Origin of the sequence: Sphingomonas sp. KR3-1 (assembly GCF_040049295.1) — a bacterium.
Lineage (GTDB): Bacteria > Pseudomonadota > Alphaproteobacteria > Sphingomonadales > Sphingomonadaceae > Sphingomonas.
Genome location: NZ_JBDZDQ010000001.1, coordinates 453,488 through 478,083, shown reverse-complemented (window position 1 = coordinate 478,083; position 24,596 = coordinate 453,488). Strand labels below are relative to the sequence as shown.

Here is a 24,596-nt window from a genome sequence, read left to right as displayed (position 1 = left end):
GAGCTACGCGGGACCTTATGATGATGAAGATTGCGACGAGCTTGCCGTTCAGGCTGCTCAGCAGGGGCATCGACCGCGCCGAGTTCTATTGGACCGCTTGGCGGACCTATTGCCGGATTCGCAACCTGTTTCCCGATGCGAAGAACCTGTCGTTCTCGCTGTCGACGATGTTCAAATATGTCGAGAACATCTCGATCGGCGATCATGTGATGATCGGCCCGCTTTCGACGATCGGTGCGCATTCGAAGGTGGTGCTGGAGGATTATGTCCGCATCTCTCAGGGCGTCCTGATCGAAACCGCGAGCCTCGATCTGACCCAGCCCTTGCCCTATCCGCACGTGTCTCGGCCGATCACGCTCAAGCGAGGCGTGTGGGTGGGGGCAGGGGCTATGGTGCTGGGTGGTGTGACGGTGGGCGAATATTCAGTCATCGGCGCCGGCGCCGTGGTCACCAAGGACGTCCCGCCACACAGCATCGTGGTCGGCGCAAGCCCACGTCTGTTGCCGGGGCCCAAGGCCGCTCGAGGCTAAGGCTGCTAGCACGGCGATTGCGCCGAAGTCGGCGCTTCTGTAGGGGAAGGCCAGGCGCTGGGCGGTCAGGAATCGTCGATCAGAGGGTCGTCCCGCACGGGGATGAGTGGCGAACTGGAGGCCTGTCGCTGATGGTGATTGCGGGTGCGGTGTTCAGCGAGCCGTGTTCGAAGAATTTGTGTAATTGAGAGGCAGATGACGGCTTTCTGGTGGATTTTGCTGTGCTACATGATTGGGCTGCCCTTTTCTCTTATCGGAGAGGGCGACTATCTTCTGGCATTCTCTTTCTATCTGAATGGCATTCTTTTTGCCTACATGTCGTGGACGAGCTTGCTCAAGAAAGATTATGGCCCCGCTTACGCGACAGTAAATATATTTCTTCTCCTGTTCTTCTATGTCGCGCCGATCTATCAGATCATCGAGTATAGAGAGACGCTGATCAACAATTATAACCCACCATTCAGTCAGATGATTTTGGCGAATATCTTCATTTTCCTGTTCACGGCAATTTTCCTCATCGTCTATAAAAGAAGGATCGCCGTTGTTCATAAACCATTGCTGAAAATCAGCGATGAGAAGATTCAGGGCGCTTTTCCGATTTTGGTCCTGTTGTCCGTATTCGCGGCGGCCTGGGCGTTCGAAACAATGCGAACCTCTGCGGTCACGATCGACGACGATGCGGCAATGGTGGGCGATATCCTCATCACGATCAGGCACAAGGTGGCCTTCGTGGTGCCCTTCGCCACGCTTGGCTTCTATCTATGCAGAAAGAACATGAAGCGATCGCTGATCGTCATTGGCTTTCTCATTCTGCTCACCCTGATGACCAAGAACATCCTCATGGATCGCAGAAACGCCCTTGGCCCGGTCTATCTCTCGATCCTCTTTCTCCTGGTGTGGAAGAACCGGATCAGCTCTGGCAGCGTTTTCGTGCTGGTGGGCTCGGCGCTTCTGTTCGTGTTCCCCATCACCGCGATCTTCATCAACAATCCGATCGATTCATGGGGCGACCTGCTCAACTTCGAGAACATATCGAGGGAAATCCGCGGGCACTTCGTCGACATGCACTACGATGCATGGGCAAATGTTGTCGCCGCGATCCAGTTTGTCGAAACGGAAGGATTGCAGCTCGGGCGCCAGCTGCTGGGTGCGCTGCTGTTCTTCTTCCCTCGTGGGATGTGGGCAGACAAGCCGATCTCCAGCGGGCAGATGCTGGGAGACTATCTGGTGCTGAATCACGGCCTGTGGTTCACCAACATCTCGTTTCCGTTCCCGGCCGAGGGCTTTGTCGACTTCGGGGTCGTCGGCGTCCTCTTCTATGCAATGGCGCTGGGCGGCTATTCGCAGAGGCTCGATTACTTCGTAAATCGCGGCGGCGCCGTTGACCGGACGTCGGCGCTGTATTTTTCCTTCTACCTGACGTTCGTTATGCGTGGCGCCTTTCTTCCCGCGTTCGCGTACGGTGTGGGCGCCTATATCGCGATGAACGTCATCCCGATGCTGCTCACCAGATTCCAACTGAGGTCGCGCTATACGGCGGTCCCACCTGCTTTGACCGGTCCTGCCAACTCGGCTATCGGCCGGCCGTAGTCAGTCGCTGCGCGCCGCGCCCTGGAAGTGAAGATGACCTCCCGTCACCTCGTCGTATCGGCCGTCAATTTTACGGAGGGCGGACCCCTTACGATTCTGCTCGAGGGCCTGGAGAGCGCTGCGGCAACGCTGGGCAAGGAATGGCGGATTACGGCGCTCGTGCACAGTGAGAGCCTCATCGAGAGTGATCGGGTGCATGCGATCGCCTTCCCGGAGTCCAAGGCGAGCTGGCTGAACCGGCTGCGGCTCGAATGGTCTGGCTTTGCCGCCCTGTCGCGTGAGCTGAAGCCCGATCTCTGGGTGTCGCTGCACGACGTGACTCCGTGTGTCCAGGCGCGGCGGCAGGCGGTTTATTGCCACAATCCGTCCCCCTTCTATCGACCGAGCCTTACCGAGGCGCGGTTCGATCCGCGCTTCTTCCTGTTCAACAAGCTGTACATGCGTCTCTATGCGCTGTTCATCCGGCGCAACTATGCCGTTATCGTGCAGCAATCCTGGCTGCGCGACGCCTTTCGGCGCAAGACCGGCCATCCGAACATCGTCGTTGCCTATCCCGGACTGGTTTCGGCCGAGCCGGAAGAAGCGGGTTCGGCCATTCCCGAGGGGAAGCCGCCAAGGGTGCCCACGCCGGGGCGCCCGCTGCGCTTGCTCTATCCGTCGCTTCCCCGCGTGTTCAAGAACATGGAAGTCCTTTGCGAGGCGGCGAAGCTGCTGCCTGCCGAGGTCGCCGAGCAGATCGATGTCCGGATGACGCTGGATGGCAGTGAAAACAGATGGGCGCGGGAGCTGGTGCGCCGCTATGCAGGCGTGCAAGGCGTCCGCTTCATAGGGCGGCAGGATCGCGATCAAATGGCCGCGGAGTATGAGGATTGCGACGTTGTCCTCTTCCCCTCGCGCCTGGAGACATGGGGTCTGCCGATCACCGAGGCCAAGGGTTTTGGAAAACCCCTGCTGGTGGCGGCGCTGCCCTATGCGCGCGAGACCACCGGCACCTATGGCAATGTCAGCTTCTTGCCGCCGAATGACCCGCGAGCTTGGTCCGATGCGTTTGTCGAAATGGTTGGCGGCCGATGGAAGGCGGAGGGGAATGTCGCGGCCCTGCCCGAGCAACCGTTCGTCAGGGATTGGCCGGCACTGTGGCGCTATCTGACCGAGGGATTGTAGCGCGGCTGTATGCGAATAGAGCTATGGAATGTGGGGGCGCCCCGGCACTTCACCGGCATGGGCAATGATAAGTCAATAATCTCAATTAGATAAATGATGTGGATGTCGGGGCGAGCCTCGGCTGGACTGAAACGCGCAGATGCGAAGGCTCTACTGATGAAGATTGTCGTGACGGGAGGCCTGGGCTTCATCGGCCAGGCATTGGGGCGGCGCTTGCGCGGCCTGGGACATGACGTGGTCCTGGTGGATAGCCTGACGACCCAAATCCACGGCGCATTGCCGCAGGTCGTGCTGCCCGAAGGGGCAACCTTCTTCCGGATGGATGTTCGCGACCTGGCGCGCAATCCGGAGCTGATCGAGGGGTGCGAGGCGGTCTATCACCTGGCGGCCGAGACCGGCACGGCGCAATCCATGTACCGCGTGCAAGACTATGTCGGCGTCAACGAGCTGGGGACCGCTGCCCTCATCGAAGCGATCGCTGCTGCCGATCGAAAGCCGAAGCGCGTGATCTTGGCCTCCAGCCGCAGCGTCTATGGCGAAGGAGCCTATGTCGCGCCGGGCCGGCCCGACGTGCTGATCCAGCCATCGCCGCGCACGCCGGAGCAGCTTGCCGCGAATGCCTGGGAACCGGTTGGCGCGGACGGATCCGCTCTTCAAGCGGTTCCGACGCCGGAAAACCTGCCTTTCTTCCCCGGCTCGATCTATGCAGCGACGAAGGCGTCTCAGGAATTGCTGCTGCGCGCGGCTGGCCCGGCGCTTGGTTTCAAGCCCGTCATCTTTCGATTCCAGAATGTCTATGGCGAGGGGCAGTCGCTCCAGAACCCCTATACCGGCATCATCTCGATTTTCTTCAACCGGGCGCGGCAGGGGATGGAAATCCCGGTCTATGAAGACGGCCTTGAATCGCGCGACTTCGTGCACGTGGACGATATCGTCGACGGTCTCGTCGCAGCGCTGGACGCCGATCTTCCGGACGGCGTCGTGATGAACTTGGGTGCGGGTGCGCCGACCACGGTTCTCGATCTTGTCCATCAGCTACTCGCCTCCGGGGGCTTCGACGTGCCGGTCCGCGTGACGGGTCAGTATCGCGTCGGCGATATCCGCCACTGCTTTGCCGATCTCACCGAGGCCCGCCGCTTGCTCGGGTTCGAGCCCAGGGTCTCGCTCGCCGACGGCCTTTCACGGTTCTGTGTCTGGGCGGGGTCACAGCCGGTCCATGTGGACAAATCGGAACAGGCCGCGGCCGAGCTGCGCGCGCGCAAGCTCATGGGGGCATGAGATGGACGACGTTGCGGCGCTTCGGGAAAATGTCGGTCCGGCAGAGCGCGGTCGCTCCCTGGCGGGGCAGCGCATTCTGTTCATCGCGGTGCGCGATTTCGGCTACGCGCAACAGATAACCGACGAGCTCCGCAGGCGCGGAGCGGAGGTCGACTATCTTCTCGATCGCCCCTTCGATACCCCGATCATGAGTGCTGCCACCCGCTATATGCGGCCTGCCATCATGCCCTTTGCCGACCGCTACTATTTCAGGAAATTGGCGGAACTGGGAAACAAGGAATATACGCAGGTCTTCGTGCTCAACGGGGTGACGGTATCGACGCGTCTGCTCGCCGCGTTGCGCGCACGCATGCCGCGCGCGCGCTTCCTGTTCTATATCTGGGATTCGATGCGCAACCGGCCATCGGCCCCGGCGCTCCTGCCTTATTTCGACGATAAGGTGACGTTCGATCCGGAAGCTGCCGAGCAATATGATATGCGGTTGCGGCCGCTATTCTTCGCGCCGGGCTTCGAGACACCGGCCGATGGTGAACCCGAATACGACCTGAGCTTCATCGGTACCGCCCATTCGGATCGGTATCATATCATTTCCACCCTAGGCGCGGCGCTGGGAACGGAGGTGAAGCCATACTGGTACTTGTTCCTCAAGGCGCCATGGGTGTTCTACGCCGAGAAGCTGATGAATCCGGCATTCAAGCGTGCCCGGCGGGATGATTTCAAGTACGAGACGCTGGGTTTCGCGAAGGTGCAGCAGGTATTCCGGAAATCGCGTGCGATCGTCGATATCGAGCATCCGCACCAGATGGGGCTGACGATGCGGACATTCGAAGCACTGGGTTCGGGGAAGAAGCTGATCACGACGAACACGCATGTGCGGGACTATCCCTTCTACGATTCCCAGAACATGCATGTGATCGATCGCGCCAATCCGAGCTTGCCGGATGAATTTCTGAAGACGCCCTATCGGCCGCTGCCACAAGAGCTGTATTATCAGTACAGCCTCGCCGGATGGGTGGACTCACTCATGGGTAGCGATGGTGCCGCGGGGACGGGGAACCCGAAATAATGGGGTTGATCGAGCTTCTGAAATCCGATCTCGAGCGCCATTATTTCTACACGGGGCGCGCGGGCAAGCGGCCGCGCAGCTATCACCTCTGGCGCAATTTCCTGGTGCCGCGCTGTGCCCCGGTGGGTATCTATCGCGTGTCGCGCTGGCTTCACGAAAAGCGATTGAGGCCGGTCGCCAAAGTGCTGACCTGGGTGAATTTCTATCTCCACGGCATTGAGATCGCATCGAATTGCGAGATCGGATCGCATTTCTACATGCCACACGCCTCGGGCACGGTCATCGGCGCCATGTCAATCGGGCACCATGCAGTCATCTACCATCAGGTGACGCTCGGCGCGAAGGAGATCATGTTCAGTTATGAGGGGAGGCCGGTCGTCGGCGACAATGTCTTCATCGCGTCCGGCGCGCGGGTGATCGGGGCGATCACGATCGGGGACGGATGCGTCATCGCCGCCAATGCCGTGGTGAACAAGTCAGCGCCGCCGAACAGCATGTTGGCGGGGGTTCCGGCCAAGCCGTCACCGCTGAAGCGACGCCCTAACGAGAGCTGAGCCCAGCCCGTGGCAAAGCGAGAGGGTGTCACCGTTCGGTCGGTGCCGGCTTCTTGCTGAGCCGGCCGGCCTGCAAGCCACCAATCCAGCGGATGGGCGGTAGCCGCGCAGCGTCGGCCGCAAGGGAGATTGACGACCCTCTGACCAGCGTATTCAGGCGCCGCGGAGCTGGCTGCGGCCGCATGCCGTGGCTTGCCTTTGACGAGGGTCCAGCGTAACCGAGCCGCTCGCAGGCCGCTCCCTTTAACTGGAGCGGGGGGATGAATCGCTCGATCCGATTGGTAGTGCTGGCATGCTCAATATTCGCTTGATCTTGGTGGGGTCTCTGCTGCTGAGCGGGTGTGCGTCCTCGCGCATTGAACCCGATGGCAGCGTCACCCGGCTCGAAGGCACCACGATGCCAGCGCCGGATCGTACGGACCTGACGGCAGTGGCGCGGCCCTATTATATCGGCCCGTTCGACGAGCTTTCGATCGACGTGGTGGGGATCAACGAAATTCCCCAGCGCGAGATTCAGGTGGATGCCAGCGGCAGGCTGAGCTTTCCGTTCGTCGGCACGATCGAGGCCAGCGGCAAGACTCCTGCGGAAGTCGCCAAGCTTATCGAGAATGGTCTTCGTGCGCGCTACATCCGCGATCCGCAAGTGACGATCAACCTCACCAAAACGGTCAGTCAGGTGGTGACTGTCGACGGGGAGGTGAAGGAGCCCGGCATGTACCCCGTGCTTGGTCACATGTCGCTGCTCCGTGCAGTCGCCGCGGCCAAGGGCACGACCGAATTTGCCAAGCTGGACGACGTGGTCGTGCTCCGGACGGTCCAGGGCAAGACCTATGCGGCGCTGTATAACCTGAAGGCGTTGCGGCAGGGGGCTTACGCAGACCCCGAGGTCTTCGCCAACGACATCGTGATGGTCGGTGACTCGCGTGCGCGTCACATTTTCAAGGACCTGCTCTCGGTCTTGCCGCTGCTGACGACGCCGCTGGTGGTGGCGCTGCAGTAACGAAGGGTCAGCGAAGGGGCGGCGAGCGCCGCTCCTTCCTCTGGCGGCCCATATCCGTGACAAACTGCGACCAGGCGCCGCTAACCGCGTGACGGACCGGGCTGGATCGTCGAATGCGCCGCGCGGCGATAGCGAAGCGCTGCCGCTATCGACTTAGTTGCCGGCGAGGCGCCCGGGCTCCGAAAGGCTGCTTTGGGCTTGCCGATAGACCCAGTCGACGAGGTTGTTGTCCGGGCGGAATTCGGGAACCAGCTCGTTCAGCTTGGATACCGCGGCGAGAACGTCGCGCGCGGCGATCGAGGCGTGGAGCTTGGCCAGCTGCGCGCTGAGCTCCTCCCACGCGATAAAATGCTCGTTCGCCTTCATGATGCGCGGGTGGCTGGTGAAGGCCGGATTGTTGCCGATCAGGAGCTCCTCATACAGCTTTTCACCCGGCCTCAGGCCGACAAAGGCTAGCTCGATATCGCCGTCCGGCGAGCTCGAATCCCTTATCTTCAGCCCGGAAAGCTCGATGATCTTCCGCGCGAGATCGATGATCTTGACCGGCTCACCCATGTCGAGCACGAAGACTTCACCGCCCTGGGCCATCGCACCGGCCTGGATGACCAGCTGTGCAGCCTCGGGAATGGTCATGAAATAGCGCGTGATATCAGGATGCGTGATCGTAACCGGACCGCCCGCCTGGATCTGGCGCCGGAACAGCGGGACCACCGATCCGCTCGAGCCCAGGACATTGCCGAAGCGAACCATGGAAAAGCACGTACCTGGTGAACTCGTCGCCATCGCTTGCAGCACTTGCTCCGCGAGCCGCTTGGTTGCGCCCATCACATTGGTTGGGCGGACGGCCTTGTCGGTGCTGATCAGGACGAATTGCGGCACGCCCGCCTCACGCGCCGCGGTGGCGACGGTCAACGTTCCGAACACGTTGTTCCACATCCCCTCGAGCGGATTGTGCTCGACCAGGGGCACATGCTTGTAGGCGGCGGCGTGGTATATCGTTTCCGGGTGCCACGCTTCGATGATGTCCCGCATCCGCGCCGCGTCGGACACTGAGGCAAGCAACGGGATGATCTCGACGGTGTCACCGCTCTTGCGCCGCCGCGCCTCGAGCTCGTGATGGATCGAGTACAACGCGACTTCGCTGCTATCCACGAGGAGCAGGGACGTCGGACGCGAGAACAGCACTTGCCGGCAAAGCTCGCTTCCGATGGAGCCGCCGGCGCCCGTTACCAGCACGACCTTGCCGCGGGTATTGCGTTCCAGCAGTTCCGGGTCCGGCGCCACGGCGTCACGACCGAGCAGGTCGTCGATCTCGAGCTCCCGGATTTCGCTCACTTCGACACGGCCGGCGGCGACATCGTCGAGGCCCGGAATCGTGCGAACCGCGATGCCTAGCTGGCGCGCCATCTCGATGATCTCGATGCGCCGGCGCCGGCTTGCCGAAGGGATTGCGAGCAGGACACATGTTACGTCCAGCCGCTCGACAAGCTCCTCGATCTCGGCCGGCGCATATATGCGGATGCCCATCAGCGATTGGCGGTGCAGATCTTCATTGTCGTCGATAAATCCGACGACGCGCATCGGCGTCGCGGCGAGCCCGCGATGGAGCTGCCTTCCGGCGGATCCGGCTCCGTAGATCAGCACGGCCTGGCGCGAAGCCGACTTGCGCAGCTGCGCATATCCGTCGCCAAGCAGCCAGGTGGCCATGACGCGAGAGGCCGCGACGAAAAGGAACAGCAACAGGGGCTGGATCACACCCACGGTGCGCGGAATGCTGTCGATATGGACGAGGGTGATGACGGATGCGTAGAGCGTACCGTAGACAATCGCCGCCTGTGCGAGGCTTATGAGGGCGGCCGAACCCGAATAGCGGAAAATCGCGCGGTAGAGGCCCGAGACAATGAAGATCGGGATCGCGAGAAGAATCGATACGACCACTGCCAGCCATTGCGCGCCCTGAAGCGAGACCCAGTCGCCGAGGCGAAGGTAAAGCGCAATCCAGACGCACAGTGCGCACATGCCGGCATCGGCGCCGACGGCAATCGCACGCTTGGCGACGCGTGGCAGTGCGAGAATACCCTTCGAGAGGCCTTCAATCATAAGAGGCTAGTTCCCCCGCTGGCTGGCACGACATGCCTTGCCAACCGCCGCGTCCAAAAAAGAGAATATGAGCCGATTGGCGCTGTGAAATAGCTGTGCCCGTGCTGGCCATGGCGGCCTCAAGGCCTCTTCAGGGCCGCATCGCCGCTGCCGGCCCCGAGCGCCGTCCGGATCAGTAGCTGCAGGTCAGATCGAAGCGAAGCGCGGGCACAATATTCCGCCTCGATCTCGGCAAGGCGCACCGGTTCGGACATGTCGACCCCCATCAGCTGCGCCGGACCGGTAATCCCCGGCAGATATTGAAGGACGCCGCGGATTCGGCGCGCCTCGATGAGTTCTTGCTGGCTGGGAAGGCAGGGCCGTGGGCCAATCAGCGACATTTGACCCACGAGCACATTGGCAAGCTGAGGCAGCTCGTCGAATTTAAGCTTGCGCAGGATTCGTCCCAATCGCGTGATCCGCGCTGCTCCGACCTGGTGGGAGGGCAGGTCTGCGGTGTCCGCGAACATGGTGCGCAGCTTCCACATGGGGAACACCCGGCCTTCCCGTCCAACCCGCCGCTGTATCAGCAGGGGGGCGCCAGACGATTCGAGGCGGATGGCGATCAGCAGCAGCATGCACAAGGGAACGGCGATCGGTGCCGCGGCCAAGCATAGTGCAACGTCGAGCACGCGTTTGGTGAAGCTGTGGGAAGGCATTTTGGAATCCGCTGTCTTCAAAACCATTTTACCCGATACGAGCTCGAGCAGCCACTAACCGGTTGAGGGCACCGCCGACGATTTGTACGGCGTCCTAGTGACTCGGGATCAAACATTCAACGTGGGCGAATTTTCAAATGCGAATCGCAGTGGTCGGAGCGGGAGGGTTCGTTGGGCGTCCCTTGGTCGAGCAGTTCGTCGCCGAAGGGCATGTGGTGGTGCCAATGGTGCGCAGTCCCCAGGGGCTGGCGAATGAGCGTGTAATTGACGATATCGTCTCTGCCGACTGGCCGTCGCTGCTTTCGGGTGTCGACGCGGTCGTCCATCTCGCCGCCCGCGTCCACATGATGCATGATACGGCCGAGGACCCGATGTCCGAATTCCGCCGCGTGAACACCGCAGGCACGCTGGCGCTGGCTGAGGCCGCAGCGAACGTCGGCGTGAAGCGCTTCATCTTCCTGAGCACGATCAAGGTGAATGGCGAGGCCACCCTGCCGGATCAGCCATTCCGATCCACCGACCTTCCCCAGGCAAGCGACCCCTATGGGATCAGCAAGCAGGAGGCCGAGGCGGCGCTTTTCGAGGTGGCCCGCAAGCGGGACATGGAGGTCACGGTCATTCGGCCGCCATTGATCTATGGTCCGGGCGTAAAGGGCAATCTGCGCTCACTGATAAAGGCCGTACGCAGCGGCATTCCCCTCCCGCTCGGCGGCATATCGGAAAACCGTCGCAGTCTGGTGGGGATCGATAATCTCATAAGTCTGATCGGCGTCGCGCTGACCCATCCCGGCGCAGCCAATGCCACCTTCCTCGTGTCTGACGGCGAGGATGTCTCGACGACCGGCCTCCTGAAGCTGCTGGCCGAGGCGATGGGAAAGAAGCCACGGTTGTTGCCTTTGCCCACAGGCGTCCTCAGCCTCATTGCGGGGCTCGCCGGGAAGAAGTCCGCTGTCGACCGGCTGGTCGGCAATCTCCAGGTCGATATTTCGGATTCACGTGAGAAGCTGGGTTGGACCCCGCCTGTCTCCCTCCGGGCGGGCTTGCGATCTGCAGTCGAAGACAGGGCGATTTAACGTGCCGGCCCGAAGCGGTTCGGCCTGACGGCTACCCGGCAAGCCGCAGCGGGGCGCCAGCGCCTGTGCTTGCGGGCTGATCCGGCCAGATGCCGCGCGTATCATAGACCTGCTTGTCGGCGCGTTCGTCGAGCGGGACGGACTTGAACACGTCGTGGTCGACCAGCACCACGAAGATGCCGCAGCTCTCGATCGCGCTGTCGATATCGATCAGTCCGGCGCCGGTGCCGTTGAACTGATCGGGCAGGGTGTTCGCATAGGGCTCGACGATCTGGATGCGCTCGCCGAAGCGCTCGGCCAGCGTCGCGGCGACCTTGAGCGCGGGGCTCTCGCGGAAATCGTCGATGTTCGCCTTGAAGGCGAGGCCGAGGCAGGCGACGCTCGCCTGCGGGTTCGATTCGATCATCGCGCCGGCATGGCCGATGACATAATCGGTCTTGCCGTCATTCACTTCACGGGCGGTGCGGATCAGTGGGGTCTGCTCGGGCGCGGCGCTGACCAGGAACCAGGGGTCGACCGCGATGCAGTGGCCGCCTACGCCCGGGCCCGGCGACAGGATGTTGACGCGCGGGTGGCGGTTGGCGAGGCGGATCACTTCCCAGACGTCGACGCCCATCTTCTCGGCGACGAGGCTCAGTTCGTTGGCGAAGGCGATGTTGACGTCGCGGAAAGCGTTCTCGGTGAGCTTGGTCATCTCCGCCGCCTTGGCGGTGGTGGTGACGCAGGCGCCGCGGACGAAGCGGCGATAGAATTGCAGCGCCTTGCGGGCGCAACGCGGGGTGATGCCGCCGATCACCCGGTCATTGTCGATCAGCTCGACGAGGATGCGGCCGGGCAGCACGCGCTCGGGGCAATAGGCAATGGCGACATCGGCGCTGCCCACGCAGTGACCGGGGATCTTGAGATCGGGGCGAAGCTGGGCGAGCAGCTCGGCAACCTTCTCGGTGGTGCCGACCGGCGAAGTCGATTCGAGGATCACCACGTCGCCGGTCTTGAGCGTGATCGCGACGTTGGTCGCAGCCTTGAGGACATAGCCGATATCGGGGGCGTGGTTCTCGCCGAAGGGCGTGGGGACGGCGATGACGAAGACGTCGGCCGGCTCGACCTGGAGCGAGGCGCGCAGGCTGCCGCGGGCGACGACGCCCGATACCAGACCGTCCAGGTCGATCTCCTCGATATGGACCTTGCCCGAATTCACAGTGTCGACCACCGACTGGTGGACGTCGACGCCAAGAACCTTCGCGCCGGTGCGCGCGATCACTGCCGCCGTAGGAAGCCCGATATAGCCGAGGCCGAGAACACAGACCTTGAGCTCAGAATCCGAAACCATGTGCGACGATCCCCGCAATCCGCTCGGACGCATGGCCGTCGCCGAACGGATTGTGGGCGCGGGCCATGGCCGAATGGGCGGAGGGTACGTCGAGGAGGGTTGAGATTTCGGAAACGATACGGTCGGGATCGGTGCCGACCAGCCTTGCAGTGCCGGCCACAACGCCTTCGGGGCGCTCGGTGGTCTCGCGCATCACCAGCACCGGCTTGCCAAGTGCGGGGGCCTCTTCCTGCACCCCGCCCGAATCGCTGAGCACGACATGGCAGAGTTCGAGCGCACGGATGAAGTGCGGATAATCGAGCGGCGCGATGCGGGCGACGTTGGGCCGCTCGCCCAGCACGCTTTCCATCGCCGCGACGACGTTGGGGTTGGGGTGCATCGGGAAGAGGATCGCGGTGTCTTCACGGTCCGCAATGCGGCCGAGCGCGCGCGCGATATCTTCCATGCCGCCGCCAAAATTCTCGCGGCGATGGGTGGTGACGAGGACGATGCGCTTGCCGGCGAAGCGAGCGGCGATCGGATCGAGCCCGGCGGCCAGTTCCGGCTCGGCCTCGATCCGGGCGCGCGTGGCGAGCAGCGCGTCGATCACCGTGTTGCCGGTGACATGGATCGTGGCGGGATCGATATTCTCGCGGCGCAGCGCGTCGGCGGCGGTGTCGGTCGGCGCGAAATGCTGGTCCGCGATCGGCGCGACGATGCGGCGGTTCACCTCTTCGGGCCAGGGCTGGTAGATGTCGCCCGAGCGCAGGCCTGCCTCGACATGGCTGACCGGTACCTTGCGATAATAGGCCGCGAGCGCCCCGACCATGGCGGTGGCGGTGTCGCCCTGGACGATCACCCGGTCGGGCTTTTCCTCGTCCATCACCTTGCCCAGGCCGGTGAGCAGCCGCGCGGTGAGCTGGTCGAGCGTCTGGCCCGGCTCCATCAGGTCGAGATCGATGTCCGGGGTCAGGCCTGCGATCGACAGCACCTGGTCCAGCAGCCCGCGATGCTGCGCGGTGACGCAGGTCCGGACGTCGAGCCCCGGCACGGCGGCGAGCGCACCAACGACGGGGAAGAGCTTGATCGCTTCGGGGCGAGTGCCGAAGATCAGGAGGACGCGCTTGCTAGTTCCAGTCATTCCCGCTCCCTTAGTGGCATCCCCTCACCATGTGGTTACGGCGGTGGAGATAATTGCGAAAGCGTGCGGCCACCGCTATTGGCGCACGACTGATTTGAAGAGGCATTTCCCGAATGACCATCAAGCCGCTGCGCAAGGCCGTGTTTCCCGTGGGCGGCCTGGGCACCCGCTTCCTGCCCGCCACCAAGGCGCTTCCCAAGGAAATGCTGCCGGTGGTCGATCGCCCGCTGATCCAGTACGCCGTGGACGAGGCGCTTGAAGCCGGCATCGAGCAGATGATCTTCGTCACCGGCCGCGGCAAGAGCGCGATCGAGGACCATTTCGACATCGCCTACGAGCTCGAGACGACGATGTCTGCCCGCGGCAAGTCGCTCGAGATCCTCGACGCGACTCGCCTCAAGCCCGGCGCGGTCGCCTATGTCCGCCAGCAGGAGCCGATGGGCCTGGGCCATGCGGTGTGGTGCGCCCGCGACATCGTCGGGGATGAGCCCTTCGCGGTGCTGCTCGCCGACGACTTCATGCTGGGCAAGCCCGGCTGCCTGAAGCAGATGGTCGACGCCTATAACCAGGTGGGCGGCAACTTGATCTGCGCGATGGAAGTCGCCGAGGAAGCCACCGACAAATATGGCATCATCACGCCGGGTGCCCGCAATGGCGCGCTCAGCGAAGTGAAGGGCCTGGTCGAGAAACCCCAGCGCGGCACCGCACCGTCGAACCTCGCCGTGATCGGCCGCTATATCCTGCAGCCCGAAGTGATGCGCGTGCTCGAAGGCCAGGAGAAGGGCGCGGGCGGCGAGATCCAGCTCACCGACGCGATGGCGCAGATGATCGGCTCGCAGCTGTTCCACGGCGTCACCTTCGACGGCGTGCGCTATGATTGCGGCGACAAGGCTGGCTTCATCCAGGCGAACATCGCGGTGGCGCTGGAACGCGAGGACATCGCACCGGCGATTCGCGATTTCATGACGAGCCGCTGTCCCGGCTGAGCCGCGGAAAGTCACAAAAGCATCGACATCTACGCGCGAGGGCGGCCCATCGCCCTCGATGCGCCATGGCGCGCTATTCCCAATGTCAAAGAGCGGCGGCACGAGCGCCGCGGCACGACGACATCAGAGGAAATCCTACATTGCAAGGCGACCTGTCCGAAATGGCGGCATCGGGCGCGTGACCCGGCCTCCCGCCTCCGATAGGCTGGCGGAAAGAGGGGGAAATCATGCGGACTATCAAGGCATTTGCAGGCCTGGTGCTGGCGATCGGAAGTCTCGCAAGCGCGCATGCTCAGGAAGCGGAATATCCGAGCGCGGTGGCAAGCTTCGCCAGGGTTTGCCTCGTTCCGGGCCTCAACCCCGCTGACCGGCTTGCCGCGCTGGCGGGCGACGCCGCCTGGAAGGAAGACGCGGCGCCGAGCGTCGACCTGGCGAAGATGAGCGTCTCGCGGGCGATCGACAAGAACTACAGCTTCGCCAAGCCGCAGAGCGTGCGCCAGTGGAGCGGGCAGATCGACGGCAAGCCGGCGCGTTTCGTGCTGGCGACGTTCGACGCCAAGAGCCGCTATCCCAACCTATGCGCGCTGGTACTCGAAGGGGTGCGCAACGCCTTGCCTTATTCGGATGAGACCAAGACGGCGTTCAAGGCATGGGGGATTGGCGGCAAGAGCGTCGATCTCGTCCATTATTTCGAGTTCGCCGGCAAGGTGGGGCCGGACAAGCATCCGGCGCGCGGCGAGATCTTCACGCGCTCCCTGGCCGGCCAGACCAAGGAAACCGCGCATCTCTACCTCGCCTATTGAGGCGGCGGCGCGCTGAAGCCCGGTCAGGGCTGAAGACGCCGGCCCGGAGACGGGCCCGCCCTTCGTTCAGGCGCGGACGATGTTGTCCGAAACCACGCCCGCGCGGGCGCAGGCGTTGCGGGTGTCGACGATCAGCCGGGCGTTGGCGGCCAGCCCCGCATAGTCCACCGAATCGTGATCGGTGGCGATCAGCACCGCGTCATACTTCGCGATCTCGGCCTCGTCCCAGGCCACGCCGTGGCGAAAATTGAGCGTCGGGTGCTCGCGGGTATTGTCGATCTGGGCGACGTGCGGGTCGTGGAAGTCGGCGGTGGCGCCGCGCGCCTCGATCATCTCCATCAGGCGCAGCGACGGGCTCTCGCGGATATCCTCGACATTCTTCTTGTAGGCGACGCCGAGCACCAGGATGCGCGCGCCGCGCAGGCCGCGGCCGAAGCGCGCGTCGAGCGTATCGGCCATCACCCGGACGACATGCTGCGGCATGTCCGCGTTGATCTGGCCAGCCAGCTCGATGAACTTGGTGTGCTGGTTGTACTCGCGCGCCTTCCAGGTGAGGTAGAACGGGTCGATCGGGATGCAGTGCCCGCCCAGGCCCGGGCCCGGATAGAAGGGCATGAAGCCGAACGGCTTGGACTTGGCCGCGTCGATCACTTCCCACACGTCGATGTCCATCGCGGTGAAGATCAGCTTGAGCTCGTTGACCAGCGCGATGTTGACCGCGCGGAAGACGTTCTCGGTGATCTTCACGGCCTCTGCCGTCGCGGCGGACGAGACCTGGATCACCTGGGGCACGATGTGGCGATAGACCGCGAGCGCCAGATTGGCGGAGACGGTGTCGTCGGCGCCGACAACCTTCGGGATCTTGGTGGTCGAGAAGGTCGGGTTGCCCGGGTCCTCGCGCTCGGGCGAATAGGCGAGGAAGAAGTCCTTGCCGGCGACGAGACCTTCGGCCTCGAGGATCGGCTGCATCACTTCCCTGGTGGTGCCGGGATAGGTCGTCGATTCGAGGATGACGAGCTGGCCGCGGCGCAGCGTCCTGGCGATCGCCCGGGTGGTCAGCTCGACATATTTGAGGTCGGGCTCGAGATGGCGGGTGAGCGGGGTGGGGACGCAGATCAGCACCACGTCCGCTTCGCCGAGCCGGCCGAGATCGGCGGTGGCGCGCAGCTTCTCGTTCTGCACCAGCGGCGCGATGCGGGCACCATCGATATGCTTGATGTAGCTCTCACCGGCGTCGAGCGCGTCGATCTTGGGCTGGTCGACGTCGAAGGCGAAGACGGGGCAGCCCGCTTCGCCAAAGGCGACGGCGAGCGGCAGGCCGACATAGCCCATGCCGATCACGCCGATGATCGCCGTGCCGCTTTCGATCCGCGCCTGCAGCTTCAAACCGTGGGCGGGCCATTCGATGCTCATAGAAACCCCAGTGAAATACGCTCTCGCGCCTTCATGCGGGGGCAGGAGTTTCAGTTTCGATAATGTTCGAGATACCATGCGACGAAGGCGGGGACGCCTTCGCTCGGCGGCGTGGCGGGCGCATAGCCGGTGAGTGCCTTGAGCAACGCGTGCGAGGCCTCGGTGGCGGGCACGTCGCCCTGCTGCATCGGCATGAAGTTCTTGATCGCCTGCCGGCCGAGCGCGCGCTCGATCTCGCCGATATAGTCCATCAGCTGGGTCTGCTGGCCGGCACCGATATTGACGACGCGGAAGGGGGCGACGGGGGAGAGGCTGTCGCCCTCCACCGGCGTGTCGCCCGGTACCGCCTCGGTCAGCCGCACGATCGATTCCGCGAGGTCTTCCACATAGGTGAAGTCGCGGACCATGTTGCCGTTGTTGTAGACATCGATCGGCTCGCCGGCGAGCGTCGCCTTGGTGAACTTGAACAGCGCCATGTCCGGCCGGCCCCAGGGGCCATAGACCGTGAAGAAGCGGAAGAAGGTCATCGGCGTCTTGAAGAGATGCGCATAGCTGTGCCCCATCAGCTCGGTCGCGCCCTTGGTGGCGGCGTAGAAGCTCAAGGGGGTGGCGGTGCGCTGCGTCTCGGTGAACGGCATGTCGGTGTTGGCGCCATAGACCGAGCTGGTCGAGGCCGCGAGCAGGTGGCCGGTCCTGTGCTGGCGGGCCAGCTCCAGCACGTTGAAGGTGCCGATCAGGTTCGCCGCGACATAGGATTCCGGGTTGTCGATAGAGTGCCGCACGCCCGCTTGCGCGGCGAGGTGGATCACCACATCGGGCTGGAACTCGGCCCAGGCCTCGCCGAACGCGGCCATGTCGTCGATCGAGACGCGGGCAGCCGTGAAGTCCGGGTGGTTCGACAGAATGTCGTTGCGCGCTTCCTTGAGCGCGACGTCGTAATAGGCGCTGAAATTGTCGACGCCGAGCACGGTGGCGCCGCGCTGGAGGAGCTTGCTGGCGGTGTGGAAGCCGATGAAGCCGGCCGAGCCGGTAACCAGGACGCGCGTCATGCGGCGCGACGTGCCTCAAGGCGGCGGCGAAGTCCAGTCAGGTGCCGCAGGCGGGGCAGCCGGGGTCCTTGGGCAAGGTGAGGGTGCGGAAGCGGAAGGCGAGCGCATCGACGAGGAGGAGCTTGCCTGCAGGGTCCTCGCCGAAGGGGACGATCGCGCGGAGCGCCTCGAGCGCGGCGAGGCTGCCCATCACGCCGGTGAGCGCGCCGAGCACGCCCTGTTCGGCGCAGCTGATGCCGGGGCGCTCGGGATCGTGGCCGACGAAGCAGCGGTAGCAGGGCTTGCCCGCCTCCCAGCCGCGGAACACGCCGAGCTGTCCCTCGAACTCGGAGACGGCGGCGGAGACCAGGGGAACGCGGTGGCGCAGCGTGGCATCCGCGACGGCGAGGCGGGTGGCGAAATTGTCGCACCCGTCGAGGATCACATGGGGGCGGAAGTCGTCGATCAGCGCGGCGGCATTGTCGGCATCGATTCGCTGCTCGAAGCCGGTGAAGGCGATCTCCGGATTGAGCGCGGCGACGCGGCTGCGGGCGGCCTGGGCCTTGGGCTGGCCGACATCGGCGGTAGCGTAGAGCGTCTGGCGCTGGAGGTTGGAGAGCGAGACGGTGTCGTCATCGACCACGCCGAGTGTGCCGATACCGGCGGCCGCGAGATATTCGATTGCCGGCGAGCCGATACCGCCCGCACCGATCACCAGCACGCGCGCTGCCTTCAGCCGCATCTGCCCGCCTCCGCCGATCTCGCGCAGCACGATGTGACGGGCGTAGCGCTCCAGCTCCGCGTCGGTGAGGCTCATTTGGTCCAGGTGAAGGTGAGCGTCGCGCGGTACCATTGCTCGCCGGCACCGGGGCGCGGGAGCAGATTGTTGCGTGCGAAGCCGGCGGCGAGCGCCGCGGCATATTGCTCGACCGAGGGGCAGCTGATCGCGCGCGGCACGGTGGTGCGGATCGCGCCATTTTCGTCGACCAGCACCGCGACCGGCACGGCGAGCTCGCCCGGCTTGTCGGTCCTGCACTTGCGCAGCGTCACTTCGCGCTGGACGAAGCCGTGCATCTCGGGCGTGACCAGCGGCGGCGCGCGCCAGGGCAGGGGCGGCAGCGCGTCCCAGTCGAGCGGCGCGGTCTGCGCGGCGGCGAGGAGCAGCAGGCCGATCATCTGCCGGTAGACCCAAAGCCGCCGCTGCCGCGCACGGTCTCGTCGAGCGAGGCGACTTCGTCGAGATCGGCGTGCTGGACCGGCGCCGGCACCAGCTGCGCGATCCGCTCGCCGCGGGCGATCGGGAAGGGCGCGTCGCCGAGATTGGCGAGGATCACCTTCACTTCGCCGCGATAGTCGCTGTCGATCGTGCCGGGCGTGTTGAGGCAGGTAATGCCGTGCTTGAGCGCGAGGCCCGAGCGCGGGCGGACCTGGACCTCATAGCCCGGCGGAATCGCCATGGCGAAGCCGGTGGCCACGGCATGACGCGCGCCGGGGGCAAGGACCAGGTCCTCGGCCGCGACCACGTCCATGCCCGCCGCGCCCGCGGTCGCATAGGCCGGGAGCGGCAGGCCCTCGCCATGGGGCAGGCGCTGAACGGCGATACGGATCGGAGCGAGCATCAGGACTTTCCAGGAAGGGCGCCGGCAAGGCGCTGGAGCGCGGAGAGCACTTCGGGATCGCCGAGCAGCTCGTGATCCTTGCCGGGGATGATACGGAAATCGGTGGCGATGCCACGCAGCGACAGCGCCTCGGCATAGAGGCGCGAGAAGCGCAGCGGCGTGGTCTTGTCGTCGGCGCCGACCAGCACGGCGGCGCGCAGCGGCGGCGACATGCCGCCGACGAGCTTGACCGGGTCGAGGCTGGTCACCGGCGCATCCCATAGGGGCGTGGGCGAGACGGTCTTCATATGCTGGCGCCACTCGGGCAGCGCGCAGGGGCAGGAGACAAGAACGATGCCGTCGACCAGGTTCGGATGGGTCGCGGCGAGGTCCGCGGCCATCGCGGCGCCACCCGAATGGCCGACCAGCACGGTGCGCGCCAGGCCGTAGCGGTGCTGGAGACGCCGGACGGTTTCGGCGACTGCATCTATACGGTCGGCGGTATAATTGTCGCCGGTGGTCTGGCCGCGCTCGCCGGGCGAGCGGTGGCCCTGCGGGTCTTCATAGCCGGGGCGGAGCAGCGCGACGGCGATGCTGTTCGGAACCGCCGCACTGGCGGTTCTGGCGAACGCATATTGATAGTCCGGCTTGGCGAAAGGCGCGTCGCCGTGGAGCACGACGATCAGCGTGCGCACCTGCCTGGCCGGGATATTGCCGAAACTCTGGGTGTATAGGCTTGCGGCCGGAGCGGCCGGCGAAGTGCCGGGGCCAGTGGCAGGCGCGCAGGCAGCGAGGCCCGCGCCGAGCAGCAGCGCCAGCTTAGAGCGCATCGGCGATACGCGCTGCAAGCCGGCGGGCGACTTCGTCCTTGGGCAGGCTTTCCCAGCTTTCGACACCGTCGGCGGTGACGAGATGGATGGCATTGGCTTCACCGCCCATCACATCGCCCGAAACATCGTTGGCGACAATCCAGTCCGCGCCCTTGCGATTCCTTTTCGCGGTGGCATGTTCGACGACCTGCTCGGTTTCCGCGGCGAAGCCCACCACCAGCCCCGGCCGGCGCGGGCTGGCGGCGAGCATGGCGAGGATGTCGGGGTTCTCGGAAAGCTCGAGCGTCGGCGGGGCGCCGCCCTGCTTCTTGATCTTCTGCGCAGCCGCCTCGGCGCGCCAGTCGCCAACGGCGGCGACCATCACCGCGGCATCGGCGGGCAGCGCTTGCGCCACGGCATTGGCCATTTCCTGCGCGGTCTCGACATCGACGCGCGTCACGCCGGGCGGCGTGGCGAGGGCAACCGGGCCGGACACGAGCGTGACCCTCGCCCCTAAAGCGGCGAGCGCGCCGGCAATGGCATAGCCCTGCTTCCCCGAGGAGCGATTGGCGATGTAGCGCACCGGGTCGATCGGCTCGTGGGTGGGGCCGGCGGTGACGAGGATGTGCTTGCCGGTGAGTGTCTGCCCCTCCCCGGAAGGGGCAGGGCTACCGTGCGAAGCATGGTGGAGGGGGAGATCCGTAGGCGACGATATTTGTGGAGAGCCCCCTCCACCAAGCCGCTGCGAGTCTTGGTCCCCCTCCCCGTGCCGGGGAGGATCGAAGAAGGTCTGCACCGCCTCCAGGATCGCCTCGGGCTCGGGCAGGCGGCCCGGGCCATATTCGCCGCAGGCCATCGGGCCCTCGTCCGGCTCGAGCACCGTGACGCCGTCGCCGCGCAGCGTGGCGACGTTGCGGCGGGTGGCGGCGTGCTGCCACATGCGGACGTTCATCGCCGGGGCCGCGAGCACGGGCTTGTCGGTGGCGAGCAGCAGCGTGGTGGCGAGATCGTCGGCGATGCCCGCGGCCATCTTGGCCATCAGATCGGCGGTGGCGGGGGCGACAACGACGAGATCTGCCTCGCGGCTGAGCTGGATATGGCCCATCTCGGCCTCGTCCTTGAGGTCGAACAGGTTGGTGTAGACCTGGTTCTCGCTGAGCGCGGCGAGCGTCATCGGGGTGACGAAATGCTGGCCACCGGCGGTGAGCACGCACTTCACCTCGATTCCAGCCTTGCGGCACAGGCGGATCAGCTCGCAGGCCTTGTAGGCCGCGATGCCGCCGCCGACGATCAGGAGGATGCGCGTGATCATCGGCTCCAGCTCCGATGGCGAATGCGAAAGGCAGTGGCGCCGCCGACCAGCCCGCAGGTGAGGAAGAAGGCGGGCGCTATCAGCGTACGATAGTCGAACAGCGGCGCGCCCTCCACGGGATCGCCCATATTGGCGGCGAGCAGGCCGAACAAGGCGAGCGGGCTGCTTACCATCAGCCCGGCGATCAGCCAGGCGCGGAGCGATCGGCGAGTGTTCCCGGCTTCGGCAAAGTGCATGATCGCGACGAGCAACAGCATCATCACGCCGGCGCCGGCCACGGCATAGAGCAGGAAATTCGGCGCGAACTGCAGCGCGGCGCCGAGCGCGGCACCCGAGGTCATCACCAAGATCATGCCGAGATGGCTGAGGAGCGCGAAGGCGGCAATGGCGAACGCGCCGCCCAGCCAGGCGGAGGAGAGGGAGGCCGGAGGCCGATCGCTGCCGTTCATCGCACTACCTTTGTCACGGTGATCCTACGCCTGTCGAGCGCCTGGCGGAACAGGTCGCGCAGGGCATCGGGCACGAAGGCCAGGCCGATCAGCGAGAGCGGGGCGACCATCAGCGCCCAGTAGAAGGTGTCGGGCCGGGCGAACAGCGCCAGCGCGACGCCATACGCGGCCAGCGTGAGGAAGACGCGGCCGGCGGCCTGATCGCGCCAGCCCGCCCAGCCGAACAGCGAAAGGGTGAACAGCAGCACCGCCAGCGCCATCGGGAAGAGCTGTAGCGCGGTCGACAGCACCATCGCCTTGGCGAAGAAGCCATAGCCGCCCAGGCCCGTCCAGCCGGGCGAGGCCGGGTCCGCGGCGGTGGTGACCTGGCCCACGGCATGTGCGTGGAAGCCAAGCGCGACCGCGAGACAGGCGAGCGCCACGCCCCAGCCGATCGCCTCGCGCCGCTGGCCCTCGAACCAGGCGGTGGCGAGCATGACGAGGGCGAACAGCGCGGCGGTCTCGCGGATCAGCATCGCGACCAGCGCGATGCCGACCGCCTCGATCCAGCGGCCCGGCTTGCGGATGCCGAGCGCCAGCGCGACGAGCAGCCCGGCCCAGATCTCGTGGAACGCCCAGAGATCGGGCTGGACGAAGGCCATCAGCCCGCCGAACAGCAGGGTGAGGCCGATCGCCACCGGCGGCCAGCGCGTCATGCCGGCGCGAAGCTTGATCGCCCAGACGGCGAAGACCGAGAAGACGAGCAGATAGAGCAGGCCGAGGATCACGGGGCGCGGCAGGTGCGCCTGCGTCATCGCGAGGCCAGGCAGGCGGAAGGTGACGAAGGGGCGCAGGGGGTAGTTGCCGGCGCGTAGCGCGTCCGCGGTGACTTCGTAATAGGGGCCGCCATGCTGCACGCCGGCGACGATGCTCTCATAGAGCACGACATCGCTCTGGTCGTCGGCGCGCTTGGTGGGATCGTGGCTGACCGCGGGCGGTCCGATGGCGATCAGCGCAGTCAGCGAGAGCAGTAGGAACAGCGCAAGCACGCCCAGAACGACCCGGGCGCGCGAGCGGCTGAACGCGGCAAAGCGCGTCGGTTCCGCCAGCCACTGGACCGCGGGCAGCTTCACGACAGGAAATACATCATGATCGCAGCGCCGACCGCGCCGGAGAACACCGCGACCAGCGCATAGCGCCAGCCGCCGACGACGCGGATCCGCTCGATCTCCTTGAGCGGCGGCGAGGGCGGGGCGCCGCCAGGGGCAGGGAAGCGCAGCTCGATGTTGCGGATCAGATCGGGCAGGCGGGCGAGGGTTCGGATGTCCTCGACCAGCCGGTCGGCGATCTTGGCCTCGGGGCCCAGCTCGGTGCGAATCCATTCGCGCACGAACGGGGCGGAGACGTCCCACAAATTGATATCGGGATCGAGTGTGCGCGCCACGCCCTCGACCATCACCATCGTCTTCTGGAGCAGCAGGAGATGCGGCTGGGTCTGCATGTCGAAGTCGCGGGTGATCGAGAACAGCCCGTCGAGCATCGCGCCCATCGACATGTCCTTGACCGGCAGGCCGCGCATCGGCTCGCCGACCGCACGCAAGGCGGTGGCGAACTCGGCGACATTGTGGTGCGGGGGCACGTAACCGGCTTCGAAATGGATCTCGGCGACGCGCTTGTAGTTGCCGGTGATCAGCCCGTAGAGAATCTCGGCGAGCCAGACGCGGGCGCGGCGATCGATCCGGCCCATGATGCCGAAATCGATCGCGGCGATGCGGCCGTCGGGGAGCGCGAACAGGTTGCCCTGGTGCATGTCGGCGTGGAAGAAGCCCTCGGCGATCGCCTGGCGCAGGAACGCCTTGATCAGCCGGCTGGCGAGGATCGTGGTGTCGTGGCCGGCCTCGACCAGCCGCTCGACATGCGAGAGCTTGATGCCGTCGATCCACTCGAGCACCAGCACCTTGCCGGTGGTGCGCTGCCAGTCGATCTGCGGGACCATGAAATCGGGCTCGGCCTGCATGCCCTCGGCCAGCTCCGAGGCGGAAGCGGCTTCGCGGCGCAGGTCGAGCTCGCGTGCGGTCCAGCGCTTGAAGGTCTCGATGACCAGGCGGGGGCGCAGGCGCGAGGCTTCGCCACCCATGCTCTCGACCTGGGCGGCGGCCCATTCATAGGTGTCGATCGCCTTGGCGAATTCGGTCTCGATGCCCGGGCGCAACACCTTGACCGCGACCTGGCGGCCATCGGTGGTGATCGCGCGGTGGACCTGCGCGATCGAGGCGGCGCCGACGGGATGCTCATCGAACGCGGCGAAGAAGGTCTCGAGCGGGCGGCCGTAGCTTGCCTCGATTCGCTGGCGGATCACCGGGAAGGGCAGCGGCGGCAGCGCGTCCTGCAGGCGGAGCAGGTCGTGCGCGGCCTCGTCGCCGACCAGGTCCGGGCGGGTAGCGAGCGTCTGGCCGAGCTTGATCGCCGCGGGGCCGATCGCCTGGAAGGCATCGGCGTAGCGCGGCACCTTGGGCACGCGCGCGCCGAAACGGGCGATGCGCGCCACGCGGCGAACCTGCTTGGGCGTGTGCGGGTCCTGCTCGATGCCGCGCAGCGCGCCGTGACGCGCCAGGATGCGGCCCCATTTGAGCAGGCGCCAGAGATGGACGGCGGGTGCGGTCATGCGAGGCTAGCCCCTTCCCTTCAGGGGAGGGGTTGGGGTGGGGCAGTGCCA

24 protein-coding genes are annotated in these 24,596 nt (G+C 65.1%); 10 read left to right on the top strand and 14 right to left on the bottom strand.

Translation table 11 applies throughout. The annotated features are described in order from the left end of the window. Window positions 1-17: 17 nt before the first annotated feature. The 7 genes from ABLE38_RS02430 (at window position 18) to ABLE38_RS02400 (ending at window position 7,182) form a co-directional block, all read left to right on the top strand. On the top strand, window positions 18-530 hold the full coding sequence (locus ABLE38_RS02430) for an acyltransferase (RefSeq protein WP_348972573.1): 513 nt from the start codon (window positions 18-20) through the stop codon (window positions 528-530). 195 nt (window positions 531-725) lie between these two features. Next, window positions 726-2,120, top strand: coding sequence for a hypothetical protein (locus tag ABLE38_RS02425; protein ID WP_348972572.1), 1,395 nt, complete (start codon window positions 726-728; stop codon window positions 2,118-2,120). A 33-nt stretch (window positions 2,121-2,153) separates the two neighbouring features. Continuing rightward, window positions 2,154-3,284: a glycosyltransferase gene (locus tag ABLE38_RS02420; protein WP_348972571.1), complete on the top strand. Its 1,131-nt coding sequence runs from the start codon at window positions 2,154-2,156 to the stop codon at window positions 3,282-3,284. Between the two features lie 156 nt (window positions 3,285-3,440). After that, on the top strand, window positions 3,441-4,562 hold the full coding sequence (locus tag ABLE38_RS02415; RefSeq protein ID WP_348972570.1) for an NAD-dependent epimerase/dehydratase family protein: 1,122 nt from the start codon (window positions 3,441-3,443) through the stop codon (window positions 4,560-4,562). Between the two features lies 1 nt (window position 4,563). Next, the gene (locus tag ABLE38_RS02410) at window positions 4,564-5,628 is read left to right on the top strand and encodes a hypothetical protein (protein WP_348972569.1); all 1,065 of its coding nucleotides are present in this window, start codon (window positions 4,564-4,566) and stop codon (window positions 5,626-5,628) included. 5 nt (window positions 5,629-5,633) lie between these two features. Further along, window positions 5,634-6,182 (top strand): hypothetical protein, encoded by a 549-nt coding sequence (locus ABLE38_RS02405; protein WP_348972568.1) that lies wholly within the window; start codon window positions 5,634-5,636, stop codon window positions 6,180-6,182. 292 nt (window positions 6,183-6,474) lie between these two features. Then, window positions 6,475-7,182: a polysaccharide biosynthesis/export family protein gene (locus ABLE38_RS02400; RefSeq protein WP_348972567.1), complete on the top strand. Its 708-nt coding sequence runs from the start codon at window positions 6,475-6,477 to the stop codon at window positions 7,180-7,182. A gap of 153 nt (window positions 7,183-7,335) precedes the next feature. Here ABLE38_RS02400 and ABLE38_RS02395 read toward each other — a convergent pair whose 3' ends face one another. Further along, window positions 7,336-9,282: a nucleoside-diphosphate sugar epimerase/dehydratase gene (locus ABLE38_RS02395; RefSeq protein WP_348972566.1), complete on the bottom strand. Its 1,947-nt coding sequence runs from the start codon at window positions 9,280-9,282 to the stop codon at window positions 7,336-7,338. Window positions 9,283-9,401: 119 nt separating this feature from the next. After that, window positions 9,402-9,980, bottom strand: coding sequence for a sugar transferase (locus ABLE38_RS02390; protein WP_348974438.1), 579 nt, complete (start codon window positions 9,978-9,980; stop codon window positions 9,402-9,404). A 137-nt stretch (window positions 9,981-10,117) separates the two neighbouring features. Here ABLE38_RS02390 and ABLE38_RS02385 point away from each other — a divergent pair, with 137 nt between their 5' ends. After that, window positions 10,118-11,053 carry an SDR family oxidoreductase gene (locus tag ABLE38_RS02385; RefSeq protein ID WP_348972565.1) on the top strand — a complete coding sequence of 312 codons (936 nt, stop codon included), beginning with the start codon at window positions 10,118-10,120 and terminating at the stop codon, window positions 11,051-11,053. Window positions 11,054-11,084: 31 nt separating this feature from the next. Here ABLE38_RS02385 and wecC read toward each other — a convergent pair whose 3' ends face one another. Then, complete coding sequence (gene wecC, locus ABLE38_RS02380) at window positions 11,085-12,383, bottom strand: UDP-N-acetyl-D-mannosamine dehydrogenase (protein ID WP_348972564.1); 1,299 nt, start codon at window positions 12,381-12,383, stop codon at window positions 11,085-11,087. Then, window positions 12,367-13,503, bottom strand: a complete 1,137-nt coding sequence (gene wecB, locus ABLE38_RS02375) for a UDP-N-acetylglucosamine 2-epimerase (non-hydrolyzing) (RefSeq protein WP_348972563.1) — start codon at window positions 13,501-13,503, stop codon at window positions 12,367-12,369. Before wecB ends, wecC begins: the two co-directional genes overlap by 17 nt. Before the next feature lie 113 nt (window positions 13,504-13,616). On the opposite strand from wecB, the gene galU reads away from it, so the two are divergent. Beyond that, window positions 13,617-14,489 (top strand): UTP--glucose-1-phosphate uridylyltransferase GalU, encoded by an 873-nt coding sequence (galU, locus tag ABLE38_RS02370; RefSeq protein WP_348972562.1) that lies wholly within the window; start codon window positions 13,617-13,619, stop codon window positions 14,487-14,489. A 227-nt stretch (window positions 14,490-14,716) separates the two neighbouring features. After that, on the top strand, window positions 14,717-15,292 hold the full coding sequence (locus tag ABLE38_RS02365) for a hypothetical protein (RefSeq protein WP_348972561.1): 576 nt from the start codon (window positions 14,717-14,719) through the stop codon (window positions 15,290-15,292). Between the two features lie 66 nt (window positions 15,293-15,358). Here the strand turns inward: ABLE38_RS02365 and ABLE38_RS02360 are convergent, their stop codons facing one another. From ABLE38_RS02360 to ubiB, 10 genes are read right to left on the bottom strand one after another with little or no spacing between them, the layout of a single operon-like run. Continuing rightward, entirely contained in the window at window positions 15,359-16,705 is a 1,347-nt protein-coding gene (locus ABLE38_RS02360) for a nucleotide sugar dehydrogenase (protein WP_348972560.1), read from the bottom strand. 50 nt (window positions 16,706-16,755) lie between these two features. After that, a complete protein-coding gene (locus ABLE38_RS02355) occupies window positions 16,756-17,754 on the bottom strand; it encodes an NAD-dependent epimerase/dehydratase family protein (protein ID WP_348972559.1) in 999 nt (332 codons plus the stop codon). 37 nt (window positions 17,755-17,791) lie between these two features. After that, on the bottom strand, window positions 17,792-18,550 hold the full coding sequence (gene moeB / locus ABLE38_RS02350; RefSeq protein ID WP_348972558.1) for a molybdopterin-synthase adenylyltransferase MoeB: 759 nt from the start codon (window positions 18,548-18,550) through the stop codon (window positions 17,792-17,794). Then, window positions 18,547-18,909 (bottom strand): hypothetical protein, encoded by a 363-nt coding sequence (locus tag ABLE38_RS02345; protein WP_348972557.1) that lies wholly within the window; start codon window positions 18,907-18,909, stop codon window positions 18,547-18,549. Before ABLE38_RS02345 ends, moeB begins: the two co-directional genes overlap by 4 nt. Beyond that, on the bottom strand, window positions 18,906-19,352 hold the full coding sequence (dut, locus tag ABLE38_RS02340) for a dUTP diphosphatase (protein WP_348972556.1): 447 nt from the start codon (window positions 19,350-19,352) through the stop codon (window positions 18,906-18,908). Before dut ends, ABLE38_RS02345 begins: the two co-directional genes overlap by 4 nt. After that, a complete protein-coding gene (locus ABLE38_RS02335; RefSeq protein WP_348972555.1) occupies window positions 19,352-20,161 on the bottom strand; it encodes an alpha/beta fold hydrolase in 810 nt (269 codons plus the stop codon). Before ABLE38_RS02335 ends, dut begins: the two co-directional genes overlap by 1 nt. After that, window positions 20,151-21,452: a bifunctional phosphopantothenoylcysteine decarboxylase/phosphopantothenate synthase gene (locus ABLE38_RS02330; protein ID WP_348972554.1), complete on the bottom strand. Its 1,302-nt coding sequence runs from the start codon at window positions 21,450-21,452 to the stop codon at window positions 20,151-20,153. Before ABLE38_RS02330 ends, ABLE38_RS02335 begins: the two co-directional genes overlap by 11 nt. Next, window positions 21,449-21,901, bottom strand: a complete 453-nt coding sequence (locus ABLE38_RS02325; RefSeq protein ID WP_348972553.1) for a hypothetical protein — start codon at window positions 21,899-21,901, stop codon at window positions 21,449-21,451. The genes ABLE38_RS02330 and ABLE38_RS02325 overlap by 4 nt, the downstream gene beginning before the upstream one ends. Beyond that, a complete protein-coding gene (locus ABLE38_RS02320) occupies window positions 21,898-23,013 on the bottom strand; it encodes a hypothetical protein (protein ID WP_348972552.1) in 1,116 nt (371 codons plus the stop codon). The genes ABLE38_RS02325 and ABLE38_RS02320 overlap by 4 nt, the downstream gene beginning before the upstream one ends. Beyond that, window positions 23,010-24,545, bottom strand: coding sequence for a 2-polyprenylphenol 6-hydroxylase (ubiB, locus tag ABLE38_RS02315; RefSeq protein WP_348972551.1), 1,536 nt, complete (start codon window positions 24,543-24,545; stop codon window positions 23,010-23,012). The genes ABLE38_RS02320 and ubiB overlap by 4 nt, the downstream gene beginning before the upstream one ends. Window positions 24,546-24,596: the final 51 nt, after the last annotated feature.